The 22412-nt window shown below is 55.9% G+C and carries 23 protein-coding genes and 5 pseudogenes; 24 read left to right on the plus strand and 4 right to left on the minus strand.

All coding sequences use genetic code 11. The annotated features are described in order from the left end of the window. Nucleotides 1-219: 219 nt before the first annotated feature. The 3 genes from B5G34_RS10635 to B5G34_RS10645 all read left to right on the plus strand — a co-directional run bounded on the left by B5G34_RS10635 (nucleotide 220) and on the right by B5G34_RS10645 (nucleotide 4184). Entirely contained in the window at nucleotides 220-2181 is a 1962-nt protein-coding gene (locus tag B5G34_RS10635) for a molybdopterin-dependent oxidoreductase (RefSeq protein ID WP_087337013.1), read from the plus strand. A 111-nt stretch (nucleotides 2182-2292) separates the two neighbouring features. Continuing rightward, nucleotides 2293-3627: a glucose-6-phosphate isomerase gene (locus B5G34_RS10640; RefSeq protein ID WP_087337016.1), complete on the plus strand. Its 1335-nt coding sequence runs from the start codon at nucleotides 2293-2295 to the stop codon at nucleotides 3625-3627. 143 nt (nucleotides 3628-3770) lie between these two features. Next, a complete protein-coding gene (locus B5G34_RS10645; RefSeq protein WP_087337019.1) occupies nucleotides 3771-4184 on the plus strand; it encodes a hypothetical protein in 414 nt (137 codons plus the stop codon). Between the two features lie 47 nt (nucleotides 4185-4231). Here the strand turns inward: B5G34_RS10645 and B5G34_RS10650 are convergent, their stop codons facing one another. Then, complete coding sequence (locus B5G34_RS10650; protein ID WP_140397230.1) at nucleotides 4232-5170, minus strand: hypothetical protein; 939 nt, start codon at nucleotides 5168-5170, stop codon at nucleotides 4232-4234. A 376-nt stretch (nucleotides 5171-5546) separates the two neighbouring features. Between B5G34_RS10650 and B5G34_RS10655 the strand changes: the two genes are divergently transcribed. Continuing rightward, nucleotides 5547-5750, plus strand: a complete 204-nt coding sequence (locus B5G34_RS10655; protein WP_087337024.1) for a helix-turn-helix domain-containing protein — start codon at nucleotides 5547-5549, stop codon at nucleotides 5748-5750. A gap of 69 nt (nucleotides 5751-5819) precedes the next feature. Here the strand turns inward: B5G34_RS10655 and B5G34_RS10660 are convergent, their stop codons facing one another. Continuing rightward, a complete protein-coding gene (locus B5G34_RS10660; protein WP_087337027.1) occupies nucleotides 5820-6779 on the minus strand; it encodes a hypothetical protein in 960 nt (319 codons plus the stop codon). A 433-nt stretch (nucleotides 6780-7212) separates the two neighbouring features. On the opposite strand from B5G34_RS10660, the gene B5G34_RS10665 reads away from it, so the two are divergent. From B5G34_RS10665 to B5G34_RS10745, 17 genes and pseudogenes are all read left to right on the plus strand, one after another. Beyond that, complete coding sequence (locus B5G34_RS10665) at nucleotides 7213-8271, plus strand: helix-turn-helix transcriptional regulator (RefSeq protein WP_087337030.1); 1059 nt, start codon at nucleotides 7213-7215, stop codon at nucleotides 8269-8271. 322 nt (nucleotides 8272-8593) lie between these two features. Continuing rightward, nucleotides 8594-9487: a DUF6017 domain-containing protein gene (locus tag B5G34_RS10670; protein WP_087337033.1), complete on the plus strand. Its 894-nt coding sequence runs from the start codon at nucleotides 8594-8596 to the stop codon at nucleotides 9485-9487. A 6-nt stretch (nucleotides 9488-9493) separates the two neighbouring features. Beyond that, complete coding sequence (locus B5G34_RS10675) at nucleotides 9494-9982, plus strand: PcfB family protein (protein ID WP_087337036.1); 489 nt, start codon at nucleotides 9494-9496, stop codon at nucleotides 9980-9982. After that, nucleotides 9979-10553, plus strand: a pseudogene (locus B5G34_RS10680) (type IV secretory system conjugative DNA transfer family protein); the annotation flags it as partial. The gene B5G34_RS10675 and the pseudogene B5G34_RS10680, both read left to right, overlap by 4 nt. A 5-nt stretch (nucleotides 10554-10558) precedes the next feature. Then, a pseudogene (locus B5G34_RS19155) lies at nucleotides 10559-10705 on the plus strand (resolvase); the annotation flags it as partial. Nucleotides 10706-10726: 21 nt separating this feature from the next. Further along, complete coding sequence (locus tag B5G34_RS10685; RefSeq protein ID WP_242956988.1) at nucleotides 10727-11056, plus strand: TnpV protein; 330 nt, start codon at nucleotides 10727-10729, stop codon at nucleotides 11054-11056. Nucleotides 11057-11227: 171 nt separating this feature from the next. Further along, nucleotides 11228-11524, plus strand: a complete 297-nt coding sequence (locus B5G34_RS10690) for a hypothetical protein (protein WP_087337046.1) — start codon at nucleotides 11228-11230, stop codon at nucleotides 11522-11524. Nucleotides 11525-11679: 155 nt separating this feature from the next. Next, nucleotides 11680-12474, plus strand: coding sequence for an aminoglycoside O-phosphotransferase APH(3')-IIIa (gene aph(3')-IIIa / locus B5G34_RS10695; protein WP_001096887.1), 795 nt, complete (start codon nucleotides 11680-11682; stop codon nucleotides 12472-12474). A gap of 493 nt (nucleotides 12475-12967) precedes the next feature. After that, the gene (locus B5G34_RS10705; RefSeq protein ID WP_087337049.1) at nucleotides 12968-14866 is read left to right on the plus strand and encodes a C40 family peptidase; all 1899 of its coding nucleotides are present in this window, start codon (nucleotides 12968-12970) and stop codon (nucleotides 14864-14866) included. Between the two features lie 13 nt (nucleotides 14867-14879). Then, a complete protein-coding gene (locus B5G34_RS10710) occupies nucleotides 14880-15353 on the plus strand; it encodes an XF1762 family protein (protein ID WP_087337053.1) in 474 nt (157 codons plus the stop codon). Further along, nucleotides 15340-15621 carry a DUF4315 family protein gene (locus tag B5G34_RS10715; protein WP_003510898.1) on the plus strand — a complete coding sequence of 94 codons (282 nt, stop codon included), beginning with the start codon at nucleotides 15340-15342 and terminating at the stop codon, nucleotides 15619-15621. Before B5G34_RS10710 ends, B5G34_RS10715 begins: the two co-directional genes overlap by 14 nt. Next, nucleotides 15611-16120, plus strand: a pseudogene (locus tag B5G34_RS19490) (SH3 domain-containing protein); the annotation flags it as partial. The gene B5G34_RS10715 and the pseudogene B5G34_RS19490, both read left to right, overlap by 11 nt. A gap of 117 nt (nucleotides 16121-16237) precedes the next feature. Then, nucleotides 16238-16789 (plus strand): annotated as a pseudogene (locus B5G34_RS19495) (DUF4366 domain-containing protein); the annotation flags it as partial. Then, entirely contained in the window at nucleotides 16786-18885 is a 2100-nt protein-coding gene (locus B5G34_RS10730) for a type IA DNA topoisomerase (protein ID WP_087337056.1), read from the plus strand. The pseudogene B5G34_RS19495 and the gene B5G34_RS10730, both read left to right, overlap by 4 nt. Beyond that, a complete protein-coding gene (locus tag B5G34_RS10735; RefSeq protein WP_242956984.1) occupies nucleotides 18872-19408 on the plus strand; it encodes a hypothetical protein in 537 nt (178 codons plus the stop codon). Before B5G34_RS10730 ends, B5G34_RS10735 begins: the two co-directional genes overlap by 14 nt. A 12-nt stretch (nucleotides 19409-19420) precedes the next feature. After that, nucleotides 19421-19600: pseudogene (locus tag B5G34_RS10740) on the plus strand (antirestriction protein ArdA); the annotation flags it as partial. Nucleotides 19601-19604: 4 nt separating this feature from the next. After that, nucleotides 19605-19961 (plus strand): C39 family peptidase, encoded by a 357-nt coding sequence (locus B5G34_RS10745; RefSeq protein WP_242956986.1) that lies wholly within the window; start codon nucleotides 19605-19607, stop codon nucleotides 19959-19961. 47 nt (nucleotides 19962-20008) lie between these two features. On the opposite strand, the gene B5G34_RS10750 is transcribed toward B5G34_RS10745, so the two are convergent. Next, nucleotides 20009-20230, minus strand: a complete 222-nt coding sequence (locus tag B5G34_RS10750) for a hypothetical protein (RefSeq protein WP_087337059.1) — start codon at nucleotides 20228-20230, stop codon at nucleotides 20009-20011. Between the two features lie 2 nt (nucleotides 20231-20232). Then, on the minus strand, nucleotides 20233-20964 hold the full coding sequence (locus tag B5G34_RS10755; RefSeq protein ID WP_140397232.1) for a hypothetical protein: 732 nt from the start codon (nucleotides 20962-20964) through the stop codon (nucleotides 20233-20235). A gap of 38 nt (nucleotides 20965-21002) precedes the next feature. On the opposite strand from B5G34_RS10755, the gene B5G34_RS10760 reads away from it, so the two are divergent. From B5G34_RS10760 to B5G34_RS10770, 3 genes are read left to right on the plus strand one after another with little or no spacing between them, the layout of a single operon-like run. Beyond that, nucleotides 21003-21329: a hypothetical protein gene (locus B5G34_RS10760; protein ID WP_087337066.1), complete on the plus strand. Its 327-nt coding sequence runs from the start codon at nucleotides 21003-21005 to the stop codon at nucleotides 21327-21329. 21 nt (nucleotides 21330-21350) lie between these two features. Further along, nucleotides 21351-21752: a zinc-finger-containing protein gene (locus B5G34_RS10765; protein WP_087337071.1), complete on the plus strand. Its 402-nt coding sequence runs from the start codon at nucleotides 21351-21353 to the stop codon at nucleotides 21750-21752. A gap of 13 nt (nucleotides 21753-21765) precedes the next feature. Further along, the gene (locus tag B5G34_RS10770; protein ID WP_162609467.1) at nucleotides 21766-22377 is read left to right on the plus strand and encodes a sigma-70 family RNA polymerase sigma factor; all 612 of its coding nucleotides are present in this window, start codon (nucleotides 21766-21768) and stop codon (nucleotides 22375-22377) included. Nucleotides 22378-22412 lie beyond the last annotated feature (35 nt).

Genomic DNA, 22412 nt, shown 5'->3' on the forward strand with positions numbered 1-22412 from the left:
GCCGCCTGGGCGGCACAACGGTTTTGATACCCCCCTCGCCTCCGCCCACGGAGGCGGTTGCCCGCGTCCGGGCAAGCAGCGGTGTCCTGCGGCGAAGTGAATTCGCCTTCGGACAGCCTGCAATTCTCACCCTACGTACCGGCCAATCATTTTTATCTCCATGTTTTTGCTCGCAAAAGGCCGCCCACGGGCGGCCTTTTTCAAAAGGAGGTTATCATCATGTCCACTTGTCGTTCTGCCTGTCCCTATGACTGCCCCGAGGGGTGCTCTCTGCTGGTGGAGACGGAGGGCAATACCGTCACCGCCATTACCGGTGATCCGGCCAACCCCTATACCGACGGCTGGGTGTGCGCCAAGATGCGCCACCTGCCCGAGGCCATCAACAGTCCTGCCCGTATCCTTACCCCCCTGCGCCGCACCGGAGCCAAGGGTGCCGGAGAGTTTGAGCCCATCTCCTGGGATCAGGCCATTCAGGAGATCACCGGCCGCTGGAAGGAGCTGATGGCCCAGTACGGCCCGGAGACCATCCTCCCCTACTCCTACGCCGGTACCATGGGTATCGTCCACCGCAACTGCGGCGAGGGCTTCTTCCACGCCCTGGGAGCCAGCCGTCTCAAGCGCACTCTGTGCAGCACCGCCAAATCCACCGGCTGGCAGAAGGTCATGGGGGATTCCTGCGACCTGTCCCCCTGGGATGTGGAGCACAGCGACCTGATCCTGCTGTGGTCCACCAACATTCCCGCTACCCGGGCCCATCTGGCCCCCATCCTGCGCAAGGCCAAGGCCAACGGGGCCAAGATCATCCTCATCGACGTGTATGAAAATCCCTCCGCCGAGCTGGCCGACCAGACCATCCTGATCCAGCCGGGCAGCGACGGGGCTCTGGCCCTGTCCATGCTCCAGGTGCTGGACCAGGAGGGACTGACCGACGAGGCCTGGCTGTCCCAGCACGCCGAGGGCTGGGAGGAACTGCGAACCACCCTGGACGTGTGGGACCCGGAGGAGACCCAGTGCCTCATCGGCCTGAGCCCCGACACCATCCGGGAGCTGGCCCTGGCCTACGGCAGGGCCAAGGCCCCCTGCATCGTGCTGGGCAGCGGCTTCTCCCGCTCGGGCAACGGCGGCGAGGCCACCCGGGCCATCACCGCCCTCCCCGCCGCGGTGGGCGCCTGGGCCAAGCGGGGCGGCGGCACCTACGGTATCTGCTCCTCCCCCGCCCTCATCGACAAGTCATCTGTCAAGCGGCCCGATCTGGCCAACCAGCACACCCAGATGATCAACATCAACCAGCTGGGCCTGGCTCTGGAGGGCAAGGGCCTCTCCACCCCCATCCACAGCCTGTACGTCTACCACGCCAATCCGGCCACGGTGACCTCCGACCAGAATGCCGTCCGCCGGGGCCTGGCCCGGGAGGACCTGTTTACCGTGGTCCATGAGCGGTATATGACCGACACCGCCAAGTACGCCGACATCATCCTGCCCGCCCCCTATATGGTGGAGCAGACCGATCTGTACACCCCTTACGGCTACCGGGAGATCCAGTACGCTCCGGCGGCAGTGCCCGCCCCCGGTGAGGTGAAGAGCAACTGGGAGGTCTTTACCCTGCTGGCCGCCGCCATGGGCATGGAGGACCCCTTCCAGGGCCATACCCCGGAGGAGCTGTGCCGCCAGATGGTGGAGAACAGCTGGGCCCTCTCTTCTGAGGAAAAGGAGAAAGTGCTGGCCGGGGAGCCTGTGGTGCTGGAGAGTCCCTTCCCCCTGCCCATCCAGACCGTAGACAGCAAGATCCACCTGGACGACCCCATTATCGGCTGGTTCCCGCCCCACGGCGGCTCCGACCCCTTCCACCTGATCTGCGCCCCGGTGGTCCACACCCTCAACTCCTCCTTTAATGAGGCTCCCGCCCTGCGGGACCTGCGGGGTGAGATGACGGTGCGCATGAACGGCGAGGACGCCGCCCGGCTGGGCCTGACCCAGGGAGAGCAGGTGGTATGCTACAACAACCTGGGCGAGATGACCTGTACCCTGCTTCTGGACCGGGCCGTGGCCCCTATGACGGTGGTGGCCGAAGGGGTCTATCCCGGCGAAAACACCGTCAACTGCCTGACCCACGCCCGCCTCTCCGACTGGGGCGAGGCCACCACCATGAACGACAACACCATCTGGGTGCGGAAGGCCTAAGTTTTTTCCGTTAATTGGCTTTTTTCTCTGGTCAAAAACTCCACCCTGGTGTATGATAGAGGCATCAGCCGTGACACGGCTTTGTGAAACATAATAAGGAGTGACGTCACCATGATTCAAATCGACACCTCCAACGCCCGTTCTTTCCTCCCGGAAAACTGGCTGACCAGCCGTCTGGACGCCCTGGAGAGCGCCCGGCAGAAGCTGGAGACCGGCAGCGGCGCCGGCGGCGACTTTACCGGCTGGGTCCACCTGCCCCGGGACTACGATAAAGAAGAGTTTGCCCGCATTCAGGCGGCGGCGGAGCGCATCCGCAGCAATTCCCAGGCCTTGGTGGTCATCGGCATCGGCGGCTCCTACCTGGGCGCCCGCGCCGTGGTGGAGCTGGTCAACTCCCCCAACTTCAACCTGACCCACAAGGACGGCCCCGCCATCTACTTTGCCGGCAACGGCCTGTCCACCGACGGCATGCTGGAAGTGATGGACCTCATCAAGGACAAGGACTGGTCCATCAACGTGATCTCCAAGTCCGGCACCACCACCGAGCCCGCCGTGGCCTTCCGGATCTTCAAGAACCTGCTGGAGGAGAAGTACGGCAAGGAGGAGGCCCGCAAGCGCATCTACGCCACCACCGACGCCCACAAGGGCGCCCTGAAGGGTCTGGCCGACGCTGAGGGCTATGAGGAGTTTGTGGTGCCCGACGCCATCGGCGGCCGCTACAGCGTGCTCACCGCCGTGGGCCTGCTGCCCATCGCCTGCGCCGGCGTGGATATCGCCCAGCTGATGGAGGGCGCCCGGGAGGAGATGGAGGCCCTGGCTGTGCCCGGCGAGACCAACCCCGCCTGGCAGCAGGCTGCCGCCCGCCACGCTCTGTACACCGGCGGCAAGAAGGTGGAGATCCTGGTGGGCTATGAGCCCTCCTTCCGCTTCTTCGGCGAGTGGTGGAAGCAGCTCTTCGGCGAAAGCGAGGGCAAGGACGGCAAGGGTCTCTTCCCCGCCAGCGTGGAGTTTACCGCCGACCTGCACTCCATGGGCCAGTACATCCAGCAGGGCGAGCGGCTCATGCTGGAGACCGTGGTGCGCTTTGAGAAGAGCAACGGCCCCGCCATCACCATCCCCCACGATCCCGACAACGTGGACGGCCTCAACTTCCTGGCCGGCAAGGACCTGTCCTTCGTGGCCGAGCAGGCCATGCGGGGCACCCTGCTGGCCCACGTGGACGGCGGCGTGCCCAACCTGATGGTCACCGCCCCCGGCCGCTGCCCCAAGAGCGTGGGCGCCCTGATCTACTTCTTCGAGTACGTCTGCGGCCTCACCGGCTACCTGATGGACATCAACCCCTTCAACCAGCCCGGCGTGGAGGCCTACAAGAATAACATGTATGCTCTCCTGGGCAAGCCCGGCTACGAGGATAAGAAGGCCGAGCTGGAGGCCCGGCTGGGCTAAAAGTAAACCTGACGGTCACCGGCAGGTATCCTGTGGGAATTTTTTGTGAACTTGAGCAAATCAGTTGCAATCCCACCGTAAAAATGGTAACATAAATGCACCAGGCCGGGGTGGTCCCGGCGGACTAAGAAGGAGTGATAACTATGGTGAGAGTGATCATGGGGGTCAAGGGCACCGGTAAGACCAAGCAGATGATCGAGCTCATTAACTCCGCTGTTCACAGCGAGAATGGCAACGTCGTTTGCATCGAGCGCGGCCCCAAGCTGACCTATGACATTCACTATAAAATTCGCCTGGTGGAGGCCAGCCACTTTGATGTCTGCAACTTCGATTTCATGAAGGGCTTCATCAGCGGCCTCTATGCCGGCAACTATGATATTACCCACGTGTTCATCGACAGCCTGACCAAGATCGTGGCCGCCGACGTCACCGATCATGCGGTGGAGGAGTTCCTGGATTGGCTGAACAGCTTCTCCGAGAAGAACAACATCAAGTTCACCGTCACCATCAGCGCTGACGAGTCCCTGGCCACCGAGGGCATCAAGAAGTACTTCTGAGACAGGTGAAAACCGGCCTGCCGCATAGCGGCAGGCCGGTTTTTTGTTTATGGGCTCCGCCGGGGCTGGAGCGCTTTGGCAAAGCGGTACATCTCCTCCAGGGTGATGGGGCCGGTCTCATAGCGGTAGTCCGGAATGCCGTAGTACATGGGGCAGTTTTTGTCCACCTTGTGGGGCAGGGGCGGCAGGAGATCCGGCCCCCAGGGGCCGTCCTCCTGCCAATAGAGCATATATTTCACGCAGATGGGAGAGCCAAGTGGACAGTCAGCGTCATGGAAGTCATAGAAGCGTTTCGTACTGCCCGGCCTGGGGTCCCGCAGAGGCCCATCCTTCCGGTGGTCGCCGTACTGGGCGTCATAGGCGGAAAACAGGGTTCTGGCCTCCTCGCCCTCCAGCAGACGAATCTCCCTGCCCCGCAGGTGGAACCCGGCCAGGATCTGCTCCGCCATAGTCCGCTTCGGGTCCCAGCGCTCATCCCCGTCCCCAAATACCACCACCAGATCCAGCTGATCGGTGACCTGCGCTGCCAGCAGGACCCAGTAGTCCAAAAGCTCATCGGGAAAGGGATTTTTGTCACTGTAGTACCCGTTGATCCCAATGTAGCCGTCAGGGTGGACCCAGCCGCAGCATACCATTTCCGGCTGAGGAAACCAGTCCAGATCATATCCCAGCAGCGACTGATACAGGGAAATGCGGTCCGGCCGCTGTTTCAGCAGGGCCTCCACATCCCAGGGCGTACGATTTCCCAGCTGAAACTGGACCGCGTCAAAATTGGTGGACCAGAGCAGGATCTCCAGGGCGGTCTCCCGGTCTACCGGTTTGCCCCGTACGGCGTAGGCAGGGCGTCGGGGCAGATCGTCCAGACGACGCAGCGCAGACTCCGACCACTCCACCATAATCCGTTCCCCCACGGAGGGGAATTGCTCATCCAGCCTGTAACTCAGCTTGCGGTAAAAGTCGCAGTAGGAACCGCGGTGTCTCATCATGTTCCTCTCCTTTCTTTTGGCAGTTCCAGCATACACCTCTTTCCGCTGCAAATTTTATCAGCAGGCAATAAAAAGCCGCAGCAGTTCTTTTGAAACTGCTGCGGCTTTTGGCACGCCTGAGGGGATTCGAACCTCCGACCTACCGCTTAGGAGTACGGCGTACCATTTCGTAAATTGTTCATATCATATCTTCCCGTGTTGTTTCTTCGCAAATTGTGCTGCCTGGAGGCAGGTCAATTTGCACAAATTCCCCTGAAATATGCTGCCTTACAACGGCTTTTCAAATGTCGTATTAGCAAGGTATTAGCAGGAACCCCTTGTGACAGAGGGCTTCCAGGGGCCATTTCAAAATCATATTAGCAAGGGAGATAGTTTTATGAGCACCAACGAAAAAGGGACGCCCCAAAGCAGAACATACACTGTGAATGACATCGCAGCCATTCTCGGTATCGGCCGCGCTTCGGCCTATAAACTTGCCAACTCCGGATTGTTCAAGACGATCCGCATCGGCAACATGATCCGCATCTCCAGGAAATCCTTTGAGGATTGGCTGAAGATGGAGGAAATGATAGAAGAATAGACTTAGGTGGATTTTTTTATAGCGTAAGGTAAAAAACAGGGCCCCATAACTATTGGGGCCCTGCTTTTTTTAAACTGCCAACTCGTCGCGTCCGTAGAGTAGCTTATCCAGCTCGTAATCGCTCATTATCTGGGGGCAACTACGATATGAAAACCTGTGATCGGTGTGAAATTCGTCGACCATTCTAGGATAGCGGTGCCCCATTTCAAGCAAATATGCTTTTTCAGGAGTCCCCTTCATTTCAAAGGCTTGAATCTCCTTTTTGGCGGGGGGCTTCCAAGTTTCTACCCCATTCTTGTCGACCTTGCGGTGGCACAGATCGCTTCTAATGTCGAGATGCTCTTGCTGTCGATAGCGCAGGGCATATTTCTGGAGAAGTTCTCCCGGAGATGACAACATGCTCCTACCAACAAAGCATTTTGGAACAAGCAACGTTTGATAGCTTCCTGAACTAATTTTGGGGAAATCTCTTCTTTCCCATTGGTGAGTTGTAGAATTCCACATACAGGAAACGGCAGTAGCTTCACCCGCATTTGAGATGCCCCAATACTCGTACTGTTCGAGGGTATAGTCAATCAGAACCGCCCGGATAATGTTGGTTGTCAGGTCTGAAAGGCGGTCATAACCAAAGTTTGGAGTCCACAGATGAAGATCACCAAGTTGGGTAATTAGCCCTTTGTCAAAGAGATGCTCTCTTATCATCTCTTCAACAATCGGCATTAGGATTTCGGGAGATGTACCCCGTCCTTGCGAACGGGAAGCAGAAAGACCTAGATGCGTTTCATTAGGTTCCCGTCCAAAAGACAGCATGTCGTACAAATGCTTCGAATTTCTCTCCGCCGCAACCTGGCAAAGTGTGGCGAAGAAATCATCTATGCAGTGAGATGCGGATGCTGAAATGGGATGGTTACTAAGTGCAATACGCTCAGGATCAACATATAGACTAGTATCCGTTTCAAGGCGGATGTCTACAAAGTCGATGTCCTTATGCCCAGTAATAGGAAGACGGTGGAATGTAGAAAAATTCATGTGTATTCTCCTTAAAAACTAAAATTTTTTTGGCCATCTCTGTTAGCCCCTTTCTTGATTTTTAAGGAGGAATCCTGTATAATAAATTGGCTGTTGCGATACAGGACACCTCCGAGCATAAGATGTGTGCTACCACATACTCATGCTTGTAAACCGCCGGTGGTATCGCTTAAGGGTTTCTCTGAATTTGTCGGAATTCAGAGAGGCCCTTTTTTATTCCACCGTGACTGCCTTCTGCATTGGAATCACTCCCCCCTTGACTTTGATGCTGTGGATAACATTTCCACGCTGAGCATTATACCACAACGTGGCCGTAAGTGCAAGAGGATACGACATAAAAATCGGAAAATATTTTCCTATTAATTATTTGAGGAAAAATATTGCGCCTTTTTAAGCTGCGTGGTAGAATGTGATAGATGAGGAGGATAAGCCTATGCCTAAGATAATATTTACACCAGAGTTATCCGCTACAATTAAAGCTCTGCGTATTGAAAATAATGTACCAGCTAAAACCGTTGCAGAGGCAATCGGCCATAGCCCATCGTATGTATCCAAGTTAGAGAGTTACGGGATAAAATCTCTGGAGCAAGAGGAGTTTGATAAGCTGTTAGAAGTCATTATGCAAAACAGCAGTAATATAAACGAGCGTAGAGAGCAGTTATTGTCCCTGTGTTCCATCAGGTATTCAAAAGATGAACTTGCAGAGCAACTATGGTTCCTAAATCTAGATACAGTTGTGCGACAGTTGCCTATTCCAAATACATTAATTGAAGAAATAAACGCATTACTGCATCAAAATAACATATCAATTTCTAGTTTGGTAACTCGCATTAATAAGAATGAAGAGTTGAATTTTGACAATTTAAAAAGTCGCAATGTTCCTGTTAATGAATGGTTTGAAACAAAGAATGATCCTGAAGCAAGATATTCAATAAAAATGGATTTGCGTGAACACCAAGTAGAGCAAATCCTCGCTGGAGAAAAAGCATCTTGCAATTATGTGACTATGTTAGCAATCGTTCATTATGCTTTAAAAATGATTCAACACGAAGATGACTATATTTGGACACCAGATGAGCTCCGCAACAATTGGCAAGAGACTTATGAGCTGCTAGATAAACATAGATTTTTTTCTATGGAGCGAAAAGCTATATTACGGTCTAAAGCACATTCAAAAATTGAAGAAGAAAATCTGCTGAGTGAATTCGACCTTAAGAATCAGGAAATTATAAATGCTATTTTAAAATATTTAAAAATAGCTACAGAATTAAATGTTATCAAAACCAATAAAGTGTTAGAGCAATTTGTTCAGAATCTGGAATGGGACTTTAACTTTATGCTTCAGTTATCCAGCATAAAGTTTGATTCAATCGGTGAATGTAGTTTTTCCAATAAGAACGAATTGTTAAAAGAAATATCTGCTGTAGTAAAAAAGTATCGGGAAATGCCAGAAGATTTAAAAAAAGCCGAAAACTATGAGTTTGATATATAGGTCTATTGCATTTTGAGCAAAGTATATTAATACCAATAAGAAACAAAATATCTCGTGCAATTAATTATTTCCCTAATTCAATAAAAAGCCATAGGAATTAACCTATGGCTTTTTTTGTGCCCCAATTTCCTGTAATTCTATTATACAGTATCCGACATATTCAAAACGGCATCGAAAGGGGGCAAAAAATCCATATTTTTTAACCTAAATCAGCCAGGAGGCCACCGCCCATAGGTTTTCCCCTCTGGGGTATCCGGGGGCATAGAGGCTGTTTTTCCCCGAAAATGAACACTTTTTCAAACCGCCGAAAGGAGGTGATAACATGGCGGTATTTCGCATTGAGAAAACCCGCGACTACACGGTGATGTCCAACCACCATCTGCGCAACGCGGGGCTGTCCCTTAAATCCAAAGGGCTGCTCTCCATGATGCTGTCCTTGCCGGAGGACTGGAACTACACCACCAGGGGGCTGGCTAAAATTTGTAAGGAGGGCACGGACAGCATCGGATCAGCCCTGAAGGAGCTGGAGCGTGCCGGGTACATAGTCCGCAATCGGCTGCGGGACAGCAAGGGCAAAATCGTGGATGTGGAGTATGTCATCTACGAGACGCCCCATCCCCCGGACACGGGCCAGCCGTGTGAGGACGAGCCGGATAAGGCTTGTCCAGATACGGAAAACCCGGATATGGATAACCCGTGTCTGGAAAACCGGCCGCAATTAAATAAAGAGAAAAGAAATCCTGAAAAACAAAATACTGATTCAACAAGTACGGAAGGATCAAATCCTATCCAATCAAGCCCCCAAGCCCCCGCAGGGGTCAAACGGACCGGACGGGACTGGATGCGGGAGCGAGAGAGTTATCGGGAGCTGATTTTGGAGAATATCGAGTATGACTATCTATGCCGGGATGACCGGCTGGATCGGGATATGCTGAACGAGCTGGTGGAGCTTATGGTGGACACCGTCTGTTCCCGCAGGGAGATGATCCGCATTGCCGGGGACGATTATCCGGCGGAGGTGGTCAAATCCCGGTTCCTGAAGCTGAACAGTTCCCACATCGAGTATGTGTTGGAACGTATGCGGGAGAACACCACCTATGTCCGCAACATCAAGAAATATCTGCTGGCTACCCTGTATAATGCCCCGGCCACCATCGACAGCTACTATGCGTCCCTGGTGAACCACGACCTGTACGGCAGTGGAGAAAGGAGATGATGACTCATGCAGGAAGAAGTCACCCAGCGCACTGTTGCCCTCTGTGTGGAGGCCACCAAGCTCTCCGCCGGGATGCTACAACAGGCCATGAAAAAAGTGCTGGACGAGATGCAGAAAGGAGTGACCGGCCACAAGACCAAACTGCACCACGGCAAGCAGACCCTCCGGCAGCTTATGAAGCACAATACCGGCGTTTCCAACATCGAAATCACCGACCAGAACATCCGGGCCTTTTCCGCCACCGCCAAGAAGTACGGCATTGACTTCGCGCTGAAAAAGGACACCAGCGGAGAGATACCCCGCTATCTGGTGTTCTTCAAGGGCCGGGATGCCGACGTCATTACGGCGGCCTTCCGGGAGTTCTCCGCAAAGAACCTGGAGAAAGAGCAAAAGCCCTCCATCCGCAAAGAGCTGGACCAGGCAAAGCAGCAGGCCAAAGCCCAGCACCGCCAGAGGGAGAAGGTCAAGACCAAAGACCGGGGTGTGGAATTATGACCGACACCTGGAAAAAGATTCTCATCCTCAACCTCCCGTATCTGCTGTTTGTCTATCTCTTTGATAAACTCTGCCAGGCGGTGCGCCTCGCGCCCGGCCTTGACGCCTCTGAAAAGTTCCTGCATCTAAGCCAGGGCTTTACGGAGGCGTTTTCTTCTGGGCTGCCCAGCCTGCATCCGCTGGACCTGTTGGCAGGTATCGTCGGGGCGGTCATTGTCCGGCTGGCGGTGTACGCCAAAGGGAAAAACGCCCGCAAATACCGCAAGGGCATCGAGTACGGGAGCGCCCGATGGGGCACTGCGGCCGATATTGCCCCCTATGTCGATCCGGTCCCCGACTGGAACATCCCGCTGACCCAGACGGAAAAGCTCACCATGTCCAGCCGCCCCAAAAATCCCAAGTACGCCCGGAACAAAAACATCCTGGTCATCGGCGGCAGCGGCAGTGGCAAGACCCGGTTCTTCGTCAAGCCCTCCCTCATGCAGATGCACAGCAGCTATGTGGTCACCGATCCCAATGGTAATTTACAATAAGGATAAAGGGAGCGCGCACCCTCAAGAAAGGAGGTTACACCCCATGAAGAAACAGCCGGACAAGGGAAAAATCACAGCCCTGTACGAGCGTCTTTCCCATGACGATGAGCGAGCCGGGGAAAGCGTGTCGATAGAAAACCAAAAGCGCATTTTGGAGGACTACGCCCAAAAGAACGGCTTTACGAATATCCGGCACTTCACCGATGACGGAGTGCGGGGAACGACTTTCAAGCGTCCGGGGCTGGACGCTACCCCGAAGCCCCATATCGGCCACTATGGGCGGCTGCGGAAAGCCTATCTGGAACAATACCGCCACCGTCTTTATACCGCCCTTGTTGCCAGCGAGAAGCTATATCCCCACCTTGCGGAAACAGACCGGGCGGCGCGGGATATGCTGGACTACCTCATGCCCCGCCTTGCCAGAGAAGCAGGAGCCACCGAAGCCCTCAAAGCCGCCGACCCGATGAAATGGGTAGGTTTGATGAACAACTGCAAGGCGAGAGCCGAGGAAATCGTAATGCATGAGTTAATCTATGTTTAACGGTCAAGAGCCGGAAAAAACAGAAATCTTGCGATAACAGCCGCCCCGACGAACCATTCCCCGTCCGGGCGGTTTTTATCGTCAAAAACGCCGTTTTCTCCAAGTCAAGAGCCGGAGAAAACACCCGAAAAATGCCCCTATTGCGTAACAGGGGCGCAGAAAGGAGCTTGCATGAGAACAGGGATTACCAAGCAGGAAAAGACCACCGATATTTGGTTTGACGAGAAAGACCCCCTTATCCATATCCGCACCCACAACACCGCCTTAAAGAAGCGTCTGCTTGCATACAGCCGCCGTTATCCGGCAATCTGCCAGCAGACGGACGCAGACCCGGAAACGGGCTGCATGGAGTTTGATATTGAGAAAGGACGCTTCTCTTTCCGCCTGACCGCCCCATACAGCGAGGAACGGCGGAGAGCAGCGCGGCAATATGCCAAAGAGAACAACGCCGCCGACAGGCTGAAATGATGTAGATTTGTTCATACTCTTGTGATATACTTTAGTCAAGAAACAAAGCGACAAATCGGAATTTGAAAACTATCATCCTGAATTGCCGCTTCGTAAAGCAGCCGAAAATCTTGGGGTATCTTTAAATACTGTAGAAAAGAGGAAGGAAATAATAAATGGCTAAAATGAGAATATCACCGGAATTGAAAAAACTGATCGAAAAATACCGCTGCGTAAAAGATACGGAAGGAATGTCTCCTGCTAAGGTATATAAGCTGGTGGGAGAAAATGAAAACCTATATTTAAAAATGACGGACAGCCGGTATAAAGGGACCACCTATGATGTGGAACGGGAAAAGGACATGATGCTATGGCTGGAAGGAAAGCTGCCTGTTCCAAAGGTCCTGCACTTTGAACGGCATGATGGCTGGAGCAATCTGCTCATGAGTGAGGCCGATGGCGTCCTTTGCTCGGAAGAGTATGAAGATGAACAAAGCCCTGAAAAGATTATCGAGCTGTATGCGGAGTGCATCAGGCTCTTTCACTCCATCGACATATCGGATTGTCCCTATACGAATAGCTTAGACAGCCGCTTAGCCGAATTGGATTACTTACTGAATAACGATCTGGCCGATGTGGATTGCGAAAACTGGGAAGAAGACACTCCATTTAAAGATCCGCGCGAGCTGTATGATTTTTTAAAGACGGAAAAGCCCGAAGAGGAACTTGTCTTTTCCCACGGCGACCTGGGAGACAGCAACATCTTTGTGAAAGATGGCAAAGTAAGTGGCTTTATTGATCTTGGGAGAAGCGGCAGGGCGGACAAGTGGTATGACATTGCCTTCTGCGTCCGGTCGATCAGGGAGGATATCGGGGAAGAACAGTATGTCGAGCTATTTTTTGACTTACTGGGGATCAAGCCTGATTGGGAGAAAATAAAATATTATATTTTACTGGATGAATTGTTTTAGTACCTAGATTTAGATGTCTAAAAAGCTTTAACTACAAGCTTTTTAGACATCTAATCTTTTCTGAAGTACATCCGCAACTGTCCATACTCTGATGTTTTATATCTTTTCTAAAAGTTCGCTAGATAGAGTTCTATATTAGAGATGTAAAGAGTTTTGGTGAAGAGGTTTGTGAGTATGGCTTTTATAACCAGGCGTTGCTGTGTGGTATAATATTCCAATCGACTTGATAAATTTAGACCCTAATGAAGTCATGGAAATTGTTGTTTTTAATGGTAATAGCGGAAATACAACACACATTGAAGATATCCTCTGGCGAGAGGAACCCGCAGATGTCCCCCGCATAACTGATGACACGAAGGACCGGGCCCTGCGCCTGAAAACCCTGGGCAACGCAGTCTGCCCGCCCCAGGCCTATCCCATTTTTCACTATATCGCGGCGATTGAGACCGGGGCGTGCGCCAGCATCTGCCCCTATGGAGGAGGTGACGGATAAATGCAGGAATGGAAAGCCTCCGAGAAGGAGGCCCAGAAGATGACCCGTGACGGGGCCATTTCGGTGAACCTGGTGACCGGCGAGGCCACCCACATTTCGGACCGCCCCCAGGAACAGGACTATTCCTCTGCTGATGAAACGGCGGGGACATTGAGCCGGGCGGTGGACGAGGTGGAGGGCCATGTGGAACGGCGCCAGGCGAAAAAAGCGCGGCGCAAGCGGCGCGACACCTTCCGGGAGGGTGAGGCGGCCAGGGACCGCCCTTCCTCCCGTTTGCAGTTTTCGGAGGCAGACCGGGCGGCGCCGGAGCTGAAAAAAGCTGTCCGCAAGTCGGACAAGGAGGCGGATAAGCTGGACGCGGCAAAGGCCGCCGTCCCCGTGAAGCCTCCCGGTAAGGAGCATGGCAACCCCTTATCCCGGCCGGTGCAGGAGGTGAAGTCCACCCTCCACAGCGAAGTGAGCAAGGTGGAGGGGGAAAATTCCGGCGTCCAGGCCGGCCACCTGGGGGAGCGGCAGATCGAGAAGGCCGTGGGCTATGGCGGCCGGCGTATCCATCAGGCACGCACGGACCGGAAACTGAAACCCTGGCGGGATGTGAAACAGGCGGAGCAGGCAGCGGTGAAATCCAATGCCGATTTCTACTGGCGGAAGTCCGTCATGGAAAATCCCCAGCTTGCGTCCAGTAACCCCATCTCCCGCCTGTGGCAGAAGAAACGGCTGCAAAAACAGTACGCCGCCGCCCACCGGGCAGGAACCGGCGCAGCCCAGGCCGCGGGCAAGGCGTCCCAGACCGCCGCCTCTGCCGCAAAGAAGGGCGGCGGGACCATCGCCCAGAAGCTGGGCGGCTTCGTTACCAAAAACAAGCACACCCTCCTCATCGTGGGCGGGATCGGCCTGATCCTCATGCTCATCATGGGGCTGATGCAGTCCTGCACCTCTATGTTCGGGGGCGGGACCTCCGGCCTGGTGGCGTCCTCCTATCTTTCGGAGGACGCGGACCTGACCGGGGCCGAGGCCGCCTATTGCGGTATGGAGGCGGAGCTTCAAGAATACCTGGACACCTACGAGGCCACCCACGACTATGACGAATATCACTTTGACCTGGATGAGATCGAGCATGACCCTTATGTGCTGTTGTCCATCCTGTCGGCGCTCCACGAAGGGGTGTTTACCCTGGACGAGGTGCAAGGCGACCTGGAAATGCTCTTTGACAAGCAGTACATCCTCACGGAAACGGTCACCACGGAGACCCGCTACCGCACCGAGACCCGGACAGACAGCGAGGGCAACGAGTACGAAGTGGAGGTGCCATACATCTGGTATATCTGCACCGTCACGCTGGAAAACTTTGACCTCTCTCATGTGCCGGTCTACATCATGGGCGAGGATCAGCTTTCCATGTATGCCGTGTATATGTCCACCCTGGGCAACCGGCCGGATCTGTTTCCGTCCTCCGGGTATGTGGGCAAGTACATCGAGAACCCGCCTACGGCCTGGGACATCCCCGCCGAGTACCTGACGGATGAACGGTTTGCTACCCTCATCACCGAGGCGGAGAAATACCTGGGATACCCCTATGTGTGGGGCGGGAGCAGCCCGGAGACATCGTTTGACTGTTCCGGCTTCGTCAGCTATGTGCTGACCAATACCGGACTTTGTAACACCGGGCGGCTGGGCGCCCAGGGACTCTACAATATCTCCACCCCGGTATCCGATCCCCAGCCGGGCGACCTGGTGTTTTTCGTGGGGACCTACGACACTCCAGGCGTTTCCCATGTGGGCATCTATGTGGGCGACAATATGATGCTGCACTGCGGAGATCCGATTTCCTACGCGAACCTGAACACCAGCTACTGGCAGTCTCACTTTTATGCCTACGGCCGGCCGCCGTACAACTGATGGGAGGTGTTCCATGCTATCTTTATGTCCGGTATCCCTGGCCGAGGCCAACGCTTTTGTCGCAGAGCACCACCGTCACCACAAGCCGGTGCGGGGGCACAAGTTTTCCCTGGGCTGTATGGCGGATGGACAGCTTGTGGGCGTCGCTATCGTGGGGCGGCCTGTCAGCCGGTATTTGGATGACGGGCTGACCCTCGAAGTAAACCGGCTGTGTACGGATGGAACGCAAAATGCTTGCAGTTTCCTCTACGGCGCGGCGGCGCGGGCAGCCAGGACCATGGGATACCGAAAAATCATCACTTACATTTTGGATACGGAGAATGGCGTGAGCCTCCGGGCGGCGGGCTGGAAATGCGCCGGCCTGGCCGGAGGCAGGATGTGGACCGGAAAACGCCGCCCTTCTGAACCTCTGTATCCCGCACAAATGAAATACCGATATGAAAAAGAATGGAATGGAAAGGAGTTTTGCGAACATGGCAACTGTTGAGAAGATCCGCCGTGATATTGAAAAGACCAAGGAGAAGATCTCCGAGCAGCAGAAGCGCCTCCGCACTTTGGAGGCCCAGCTCACCGAGGAGGAGAACCTGGAGATCGTCCGCATGGTCAAGGCGGTGAAGATGGACAACCGGGAACTGACGGCCTTCCTGAAGGCCTACGCCAGCGGCCTCATCACCCTGCCGGAGGGCATGATGGAGGCGGAGGCCGCGGCGGACCCCGGCGAGAATGAGATGGAGGATACCGAGTATGAAGAATAAGAAGATCATCCGCCTGTTTACGGCGGCCCTGGCCGTGGCGCTCTGTGCCACGGCCTTTGCTGTCCCCGCTTTCGCCGGCGGTGGGGAGGGCGAACCCTACTACACCGAAACTGCCGGGACGGAGGCGGACCCTGCGGAGGACGCCGAGGCCCCGGAGGTCACTATCACTGATGAGGAAGATCCCGCCGGCGATGATAGCGCGGACAATAACACGGAGGCAGACGGGGACACCCTGGACCAGATCACCGAACTGCTGGGCGGCCTGGGGACTGTGACTGTCACCGAGGACGGTATCCTGTTCACCCCTGACACGGAGAAATGGGAAACCCAGCAGACCGGCACCGTGACCACCTGCGGCGGCAACCTGAATGTCCGCACCGGCGCTGGGCTGGATAACGACGCCTTCACCCAGCTTCCCGATGGGGCGCAGGTAGAAGTCATCGGCACCGAGGGCGAATGGGTCAAGGTGCTTCTGCCGGAGCGGGAGGGCTATGTTCATTCCGACTACCTGACCATCACGGACACGGGCAGCTTCTCCCTCTCCCTGGACGGGACGGACCTCTCCGCCCTGCTGGAGCTGTTCGCCTCCGGCCTCTCCGGGGGCGGAGGGGCAGCCCTGACCCCGGATGGGAACCTGTCCCTCATTGACGACCTGGGCGGGACATCCTCCGGCAAGCAGTTCATCACGGTGGAGACAAAGGGCGGCAACGTGTTCTATCTCATCATCGACCGGGATGACGAGGGGGCGCAGACCGTCCACTTCCTGAACCAGGTGGACGAGGCGGACCTCCTGGCACTGATGGAGGATGGCGAGGCCCAGGAGGCACCGGCGGTCTGCACCTGTACGGAGAAATGCCAGGCCGGGGCGGTGAACACCTCCTGCGAGGTGTGCGCGGTGAATATGGCCGAGTGCGCCGGCGCGGAGCCGGAGCCGGAACCCGAACCGGAGCCGGAGGCGGAGAAGTCCGGGGGCATGGGCGCCCTGGCGCTGGTCCTGGCGCTGGTGGTGCTGGGCGGCGGCGGAGCCTTCGCCTATATCAAGTTTATCCGTCCCAAGCAGGCGTCCAAGGTCAGCGCAGACCCGGACGACTATGATTTTGCGGATGAGGAGGAGTATATCAACGAGGACGAACCGGAACCGGAGGAAGAAACGGAGGATACGAAATGAAGCTGGTGATCTGTGAGAAACCGAGTGTTGCAAAAGCCGTCGCGTCGGCCCTGGGTGTCACATCCAGGGCCGATGGCTGTTTTGAAGGAAATGGGCTCATCGTTTCCTGGTGCGTGGGGCATTTGGTGTCCCCGATGGACGCAGCCGGGTACGACCTTGGTTATAAGAAATGGAAGTATGATGACCTTCCCATCCTGCCGGAGCCCTTCCGCTATGTGCTGGCGAAGGGCAAGGAGGACGCCTTCCAGAACTTGAAGCACCTCATGGAGCGAGAGGACGTCACCGAGCTGGTCAACGCCTGCGACGCCGGGCGGGAGGGCGAGCTCATCTTCCGGCTGGTCTATGAGATGGCGGGATGCCAGAAGCCCTTCTCCCGTCTGTGGATCTCTTCCATGGAGGACGCGGCGATCCGGGAGGGCTTCGCTGACCTGCGCCCCGGTGCGGAGTACGACCCGCTGTACCAGTCCGCCCTCTGCCGCCAGAAAGCAGACTGGCTCATTGGGATCAACGCCACAAGACTTTTTTCTGTCCTCTACCACCGCACCCTGAATGTGGGGCGGGTGCAGACCCCCACCCTTGCCATGCTGGTGGACCGGGACAGCAAAATCACAATGTTCCGCAAAGAGAAATACCATCATGTGCGCCTGACCCTGGGCGGGGCCGAGGCGGTGTCGGAGAAGATCACCGCCCCGGAGGAGGCGGAGGCCCTGAGGGCGGCCTGTACCGGCGCGGAGGCAGTCTGCGCTTCCGTCACCCGTGAACAGAAGAAAGAGGCACCGCCCAGGCTCTACGACCTGACCACCCTCCAGCGGGAGGCCAACCGCATCTTCGGCTACACGGCGAAACAGACGCTGGACTACGCACAATCCCTCTATGAGAAAAAGCTGCTGACCTATCCCCGGACGGACAGCCGGTTTTTGACCGCCGACATGGCGGAGACCGCTTCGGTGGTCCTCCACCTGGCGGCCAAGGTACCGCCCTTTGACGGGTGCGGGGAGTTCTTCCCGGATGTGTCCTTGCTGGTAAATGACAAGAAGGTGTCCGACCACCACGCCATCATCCCCACGCTGGAGCTGGAGAAGGCGGACCTGTCCGAACTGCCCGTGGGTGAGCGCAATATCCTTCTGCTGGTCTGCCGGGAGCTGCTGTGCGCGGCGGCGGAGCCGTATGTGTACGAGGCTGTCACGGCCGCCTTTACCTGCGGCGGGCACACCTTCACCGCCAAGGGCCGCCATGTACTGTCCCTGGGATGGAAGGACATTGACCGCATTTTCCGCGCCTCCCTGAAGGAGAAGCCGGAGGACGAGGCAGAACCTACCGCCCTGCCGGACTTTACCGAGGGGCAGACTTTCGACCGGGTGGAGGCCGCTGTCACCGAACACTTCACCACCCCGCCCAAAGCGTACACGGAGGACACCCTTCTGTCGGCAATGGAGAACGCCGGCAAGGAGGACATCCCGGACGATGCCGAGCGCAAGGGGTTGGGGACTCCGGCCACCAGGGCGGCGATCCTGGAAAAGCTAGTGGCGGCCGGGTTTGTGGAGCGCAAGGGCAAAAGTCTCATTCCCACCAAGGCGGGGATCAACCTGGTCACGGTCCTGCCGAACGCCCTGACCTCTCCCATGCTCACGGCGGAGTGGGAACAGAAGCTGACCGGCATTGCCAAGGGCGAGGCGGACCCTGCTGCGTTTATGGCGGGGATCACCGGGATGGCGCGGGAGCTGGTGAAACAGTATTCCCACATCTCCGAGGAGGGCCAGAAGCTGTTCGCCCCGGAGCGCGAGACCGTGGGCGTCTGCCCCCGCTGCGGCAAGCCGGTCTATGAAGGCAAGAAGAATTTTTACTGCTCCGACCGCTCCTGTCAGTTTGTGTTGTGGAAGGATGACCGCTTCTGGACCTCCCGCAAAAAGGAGCTGACCCGCAAGATGGCCGGCGACCTGCTGAAGAAGGGCCGTACCTCCGTCAAGGGGATGTGGTCTGAAAAGAAGGGCTCCACCTATGACGCGGTGGTGGTGCTGGATGATACCGGCGAGAAGTATGTCCGCTTCAAGCTGGAGTTCCCCAAACGGAAGGAGGGCGTGAATGGCAAAAAGTAAATCGGATATTTCTCTGAATGATCTGAAAGCGATGCTCCCCCAGGAGGGGAGTTCCGCAGAGCAGGTGGCGGCGCTTCGGGCGCTGTCCACCCTTTCCCCGGAGGACCAGGGGCTCCTGGCCGCTGTGCAGGAATCCCCCTATCGGCTGACTACTCTGGAACAGTTCCGGGAATTTCCCGCCAATACCGAGTATTTCATCCTGGAGGCCAACATCAGTAAGGTGGAGGATGTGGGCTGGCGCTACTTGGCGCAGCATCTGGACACCCTTTTGCCCCCGGAACTGCTGGACGCCATTGACCCGGTTCCCTTCGGCAAATACGCCGTGCAGGAGGAACAGGGCTGCTTCACCAGCCGGGGATATTTAACGCTGTCTGGGGATGAGTGGCAGCACGACCGCCCCCAGGCGAAGCAGGCGGACCGCAAGCCCTCCATCAGGGAGCGGCTGGAACAGAGCAAACAGGAGTGCAGGAACAAAAATAAGGCCCAGGCGCCCCACAAGGGGAAATCTGAGCCGGAGCTGTAAGGAGGTGCGTATATGCCCCATTATGAATATGACAAGGACTATCCCTTTGCCGCCTTCATCACCAACCTGGGCAAGTACAACGAGGGCGACCTGGTGGGCGAATGGGTAAAGTTCCCCACCACGCCGGAGGAAATGCAGAAGGTGTTTGAACGGATCGGCATTGGGCAGAAGGACGACTTCGGCCAGCCCTATTGAGATGGCTGAGTGGTCCTATGAAAATGGCTACTGGTGTAGCAAGAGCGGTTCCTACCACGCGTTGATCCCTGCCGCCGCCAAGGCGTGGGGCCTTCCGGTAGAGGGGTGCTCCGCATCCGAACCGCAGCGGATCGTGGACGCGCTCAGTGAGGGCAAGCTGGTGGTCGCCCTGATGACCAAGGGGCATTTTACCTCCAGCGGCCACTTCATTGTCCTGCGGGGCGTGGAGAATGAGCAGATCCTGGTGGCTGACCCTGCCAGCACCACCCGCAGTCAGAAAGCGTGGGATCTGTCCATCATTTTGAATGAGGCCAGCAAGAGCGCGGCGGCCGGCGGTCCCTTCTGGATCATTGGATAGTCATATGAACAGCAAGAGGCACCCCGGAGTGGGGTGCCTCTCTAAGTTCAAGCGTTTGCCTGCTGGAGATAGAACTCGCTTTCTGCCACCCGTGTGACAAAGTCGAATTCCATTCTCGTTGCCTTCGACAGCGAGATGTTGTAGCGTTTGCACACGCCGCGGAGATAGGCCAGGTAGTCTTTATCCTCGTGAGAGAGGGGGGCTACCCATCCTGTCCGGGAGGCGTGATCTTCAATGCTGCGAAGGTATTCTAATTCTCTTTGATCCATTGTTACACCTCCACAATAAATTCTGATATAAGTTTTGCTGCGGCATCCTCTAAAATGAGCATTCGGAAAGGGTCATATCGGACGGGAGCAATCGCTCCAAATCTTGTTCTGTAATATTCGGCTAATTCGCTGGTTTTAGCACGGAAATACAGAACACCGTCAAAATGGTTATCAAAGGACACTTGGATCGCATAGGCAAACAAAGCTTTGGCTATACCAATATATTTTTTGTGCCCGCCTTCGGCACTGAGCAAATTTGCATTGCTGTGACGGGCGCTCTCTACATAGATAATTTCAACCGCCAAGCCCTTTTCATCCAATTCATAGGACATCAGGCCCAGCAGTTCACCATCATCCGCGCGGTGCAAAGCGACTTTGTTGGGCAGACTGAGCGCATACGGTGTTGTCCAATTCGTTTGCCAGTCCTGTGTGGCCGCCAAATCTTGTTCTGTCGCTGTATCTACTGTTACAGGGACTTTTTCCCCAGAACTTGCATCTAAAACAAATAATTTAAGCACCGGGTAGTATCCCCCCTTTATAAGTAGTTTATCACAAAGAAGGATGAAACACAAGGCATAGTTCTCCGCAAAAACTGTTGTTATAAAGGTGGAACTGTATTTCCACCTCAAATTGTATCCAATAATAGCTGGAATTAAAATGCCATCCTTCAGCCCCCATGTCTTATGGGAGGCTGATTTATTGTTTACAAAAAGTTCATTCTTTTTCGGGCCCAAACCCGCGTTTTGCGGTGCGTATTGAAGGAGAAGAGTATATGAAGGAAATCACTTCCGCATCTGCCCGGAGGCTGTACCGTTTTCTATCTGCCTGCGGCGGGAACTGGCGCAATACCATCCATATTGCCGCCCAAGGCGGCCATACCGGCTGGCTCATGGCCGCGGACCAGGACGGGAAACCAGTTGTGATGGCCGTAGATGCTTTTCAAAAGTTGACACAGGAACAGATCGACCCTGCGGAATGCCGGGGATACCTGACAGAATCCGCCTTTGGGGATATTTTCGCCAGGTATCTCCTCTGGCAGATCCCGGATGCCGGCGGCCCCCCTGCAGATGCGCTGAGCCTGTTGTCATCATCATTTTAAGAACATAGGAGGGATCTATCCATGAAACGAGTCAACATCAAATGCCCTTACTGCGGCGCCCGGGCCTTTCTGCGGCCAGCCTCCGTGGTATATGGGGAGCGGGCCGCCCTGGGGAGCAAGCTCTATGTGTGCGGCAACTATCCCGCCTGCGATTCCTATGTGGCCGCCCACCGCACCAGCCAGTTGCCGATGGGGACGCTGGCCGATAAGCAGCTGCGGCGGGAGCGGCAGGCCGCTCATGCCGTATTCAATCAGCTATGGAAAAGCGGCCTGATGTCCAAGCGACAGGCCTATCTCTGGCTCCAGGCGAAGCTGGATCTTCCGGAATGCGAGGCCCATATTGCCAAGTTTTCCGAGGGCCGCTGTCAACTGGTCATTGACCTGTGTGAAAAGTTCCTCGGCGCCCAGCGCCGGGCCGCTTAGGGAGGTGTGCCCAGTGAAATTCGACCACCCCCTCACCAGGGAACAGCAGCATCTGGTAGAGCAGAATATTTCACTGATCCATTGGACGATTTGGAAGTACATCGATGTCAAGGAGGAGATCTGCGGTTTAGCCTATGACGATCTGCACCAGGAGGGGGCCTTGGCCCTATGTTATGCCGCCGCCACTTACCTTCCCGGCGGCGCGCAGTTCAAAACCTATGCCATCACGGTCATCCGCAATCACCTACTGGACCATTGCCGCCGCATTGCGGCGCAGCTGAAAAACGTGCCGACCTGCTCTTTGGATACGCCGCCCTGTGAAGACCGGCCGCCTCCCGTCAGAGAGGCAGAGGTCGCGCAGGACGATTCAGAACAGTGGGTTTCAGCCATCTATGTCGCGCAACTGCTGGAACATGGGAAGCGACACTACAGCGGGGTCGCCAAATTGGGCGTTGAGGCGCTGGAGCTGAAGATCAAAGGCTACAGCGGCGCCGATATTGCCCGGCTGTATCATACGAAGCCGAATCATGTGGGCGCGTGGATCGCCCGTGCGGCGGAAAAGTTCCGGCAGGATGCGATCTCCGCAGATCTGCTCTCCCAAATGGGATTTGAAAAAGGGGCTTGAGATTCGTAGAAAATAGTAACCGGGAAAGGAGAACC

It is taken from the genome of Flavonifractor sp. An82 (genome assembly GCF_002159265.1).
Taxonomy (GTDB): domain Bacteria; phylum Bacillota; class Clostridia; order Oscillospirales; family Oscillospiraceae; genus Flavonifractor.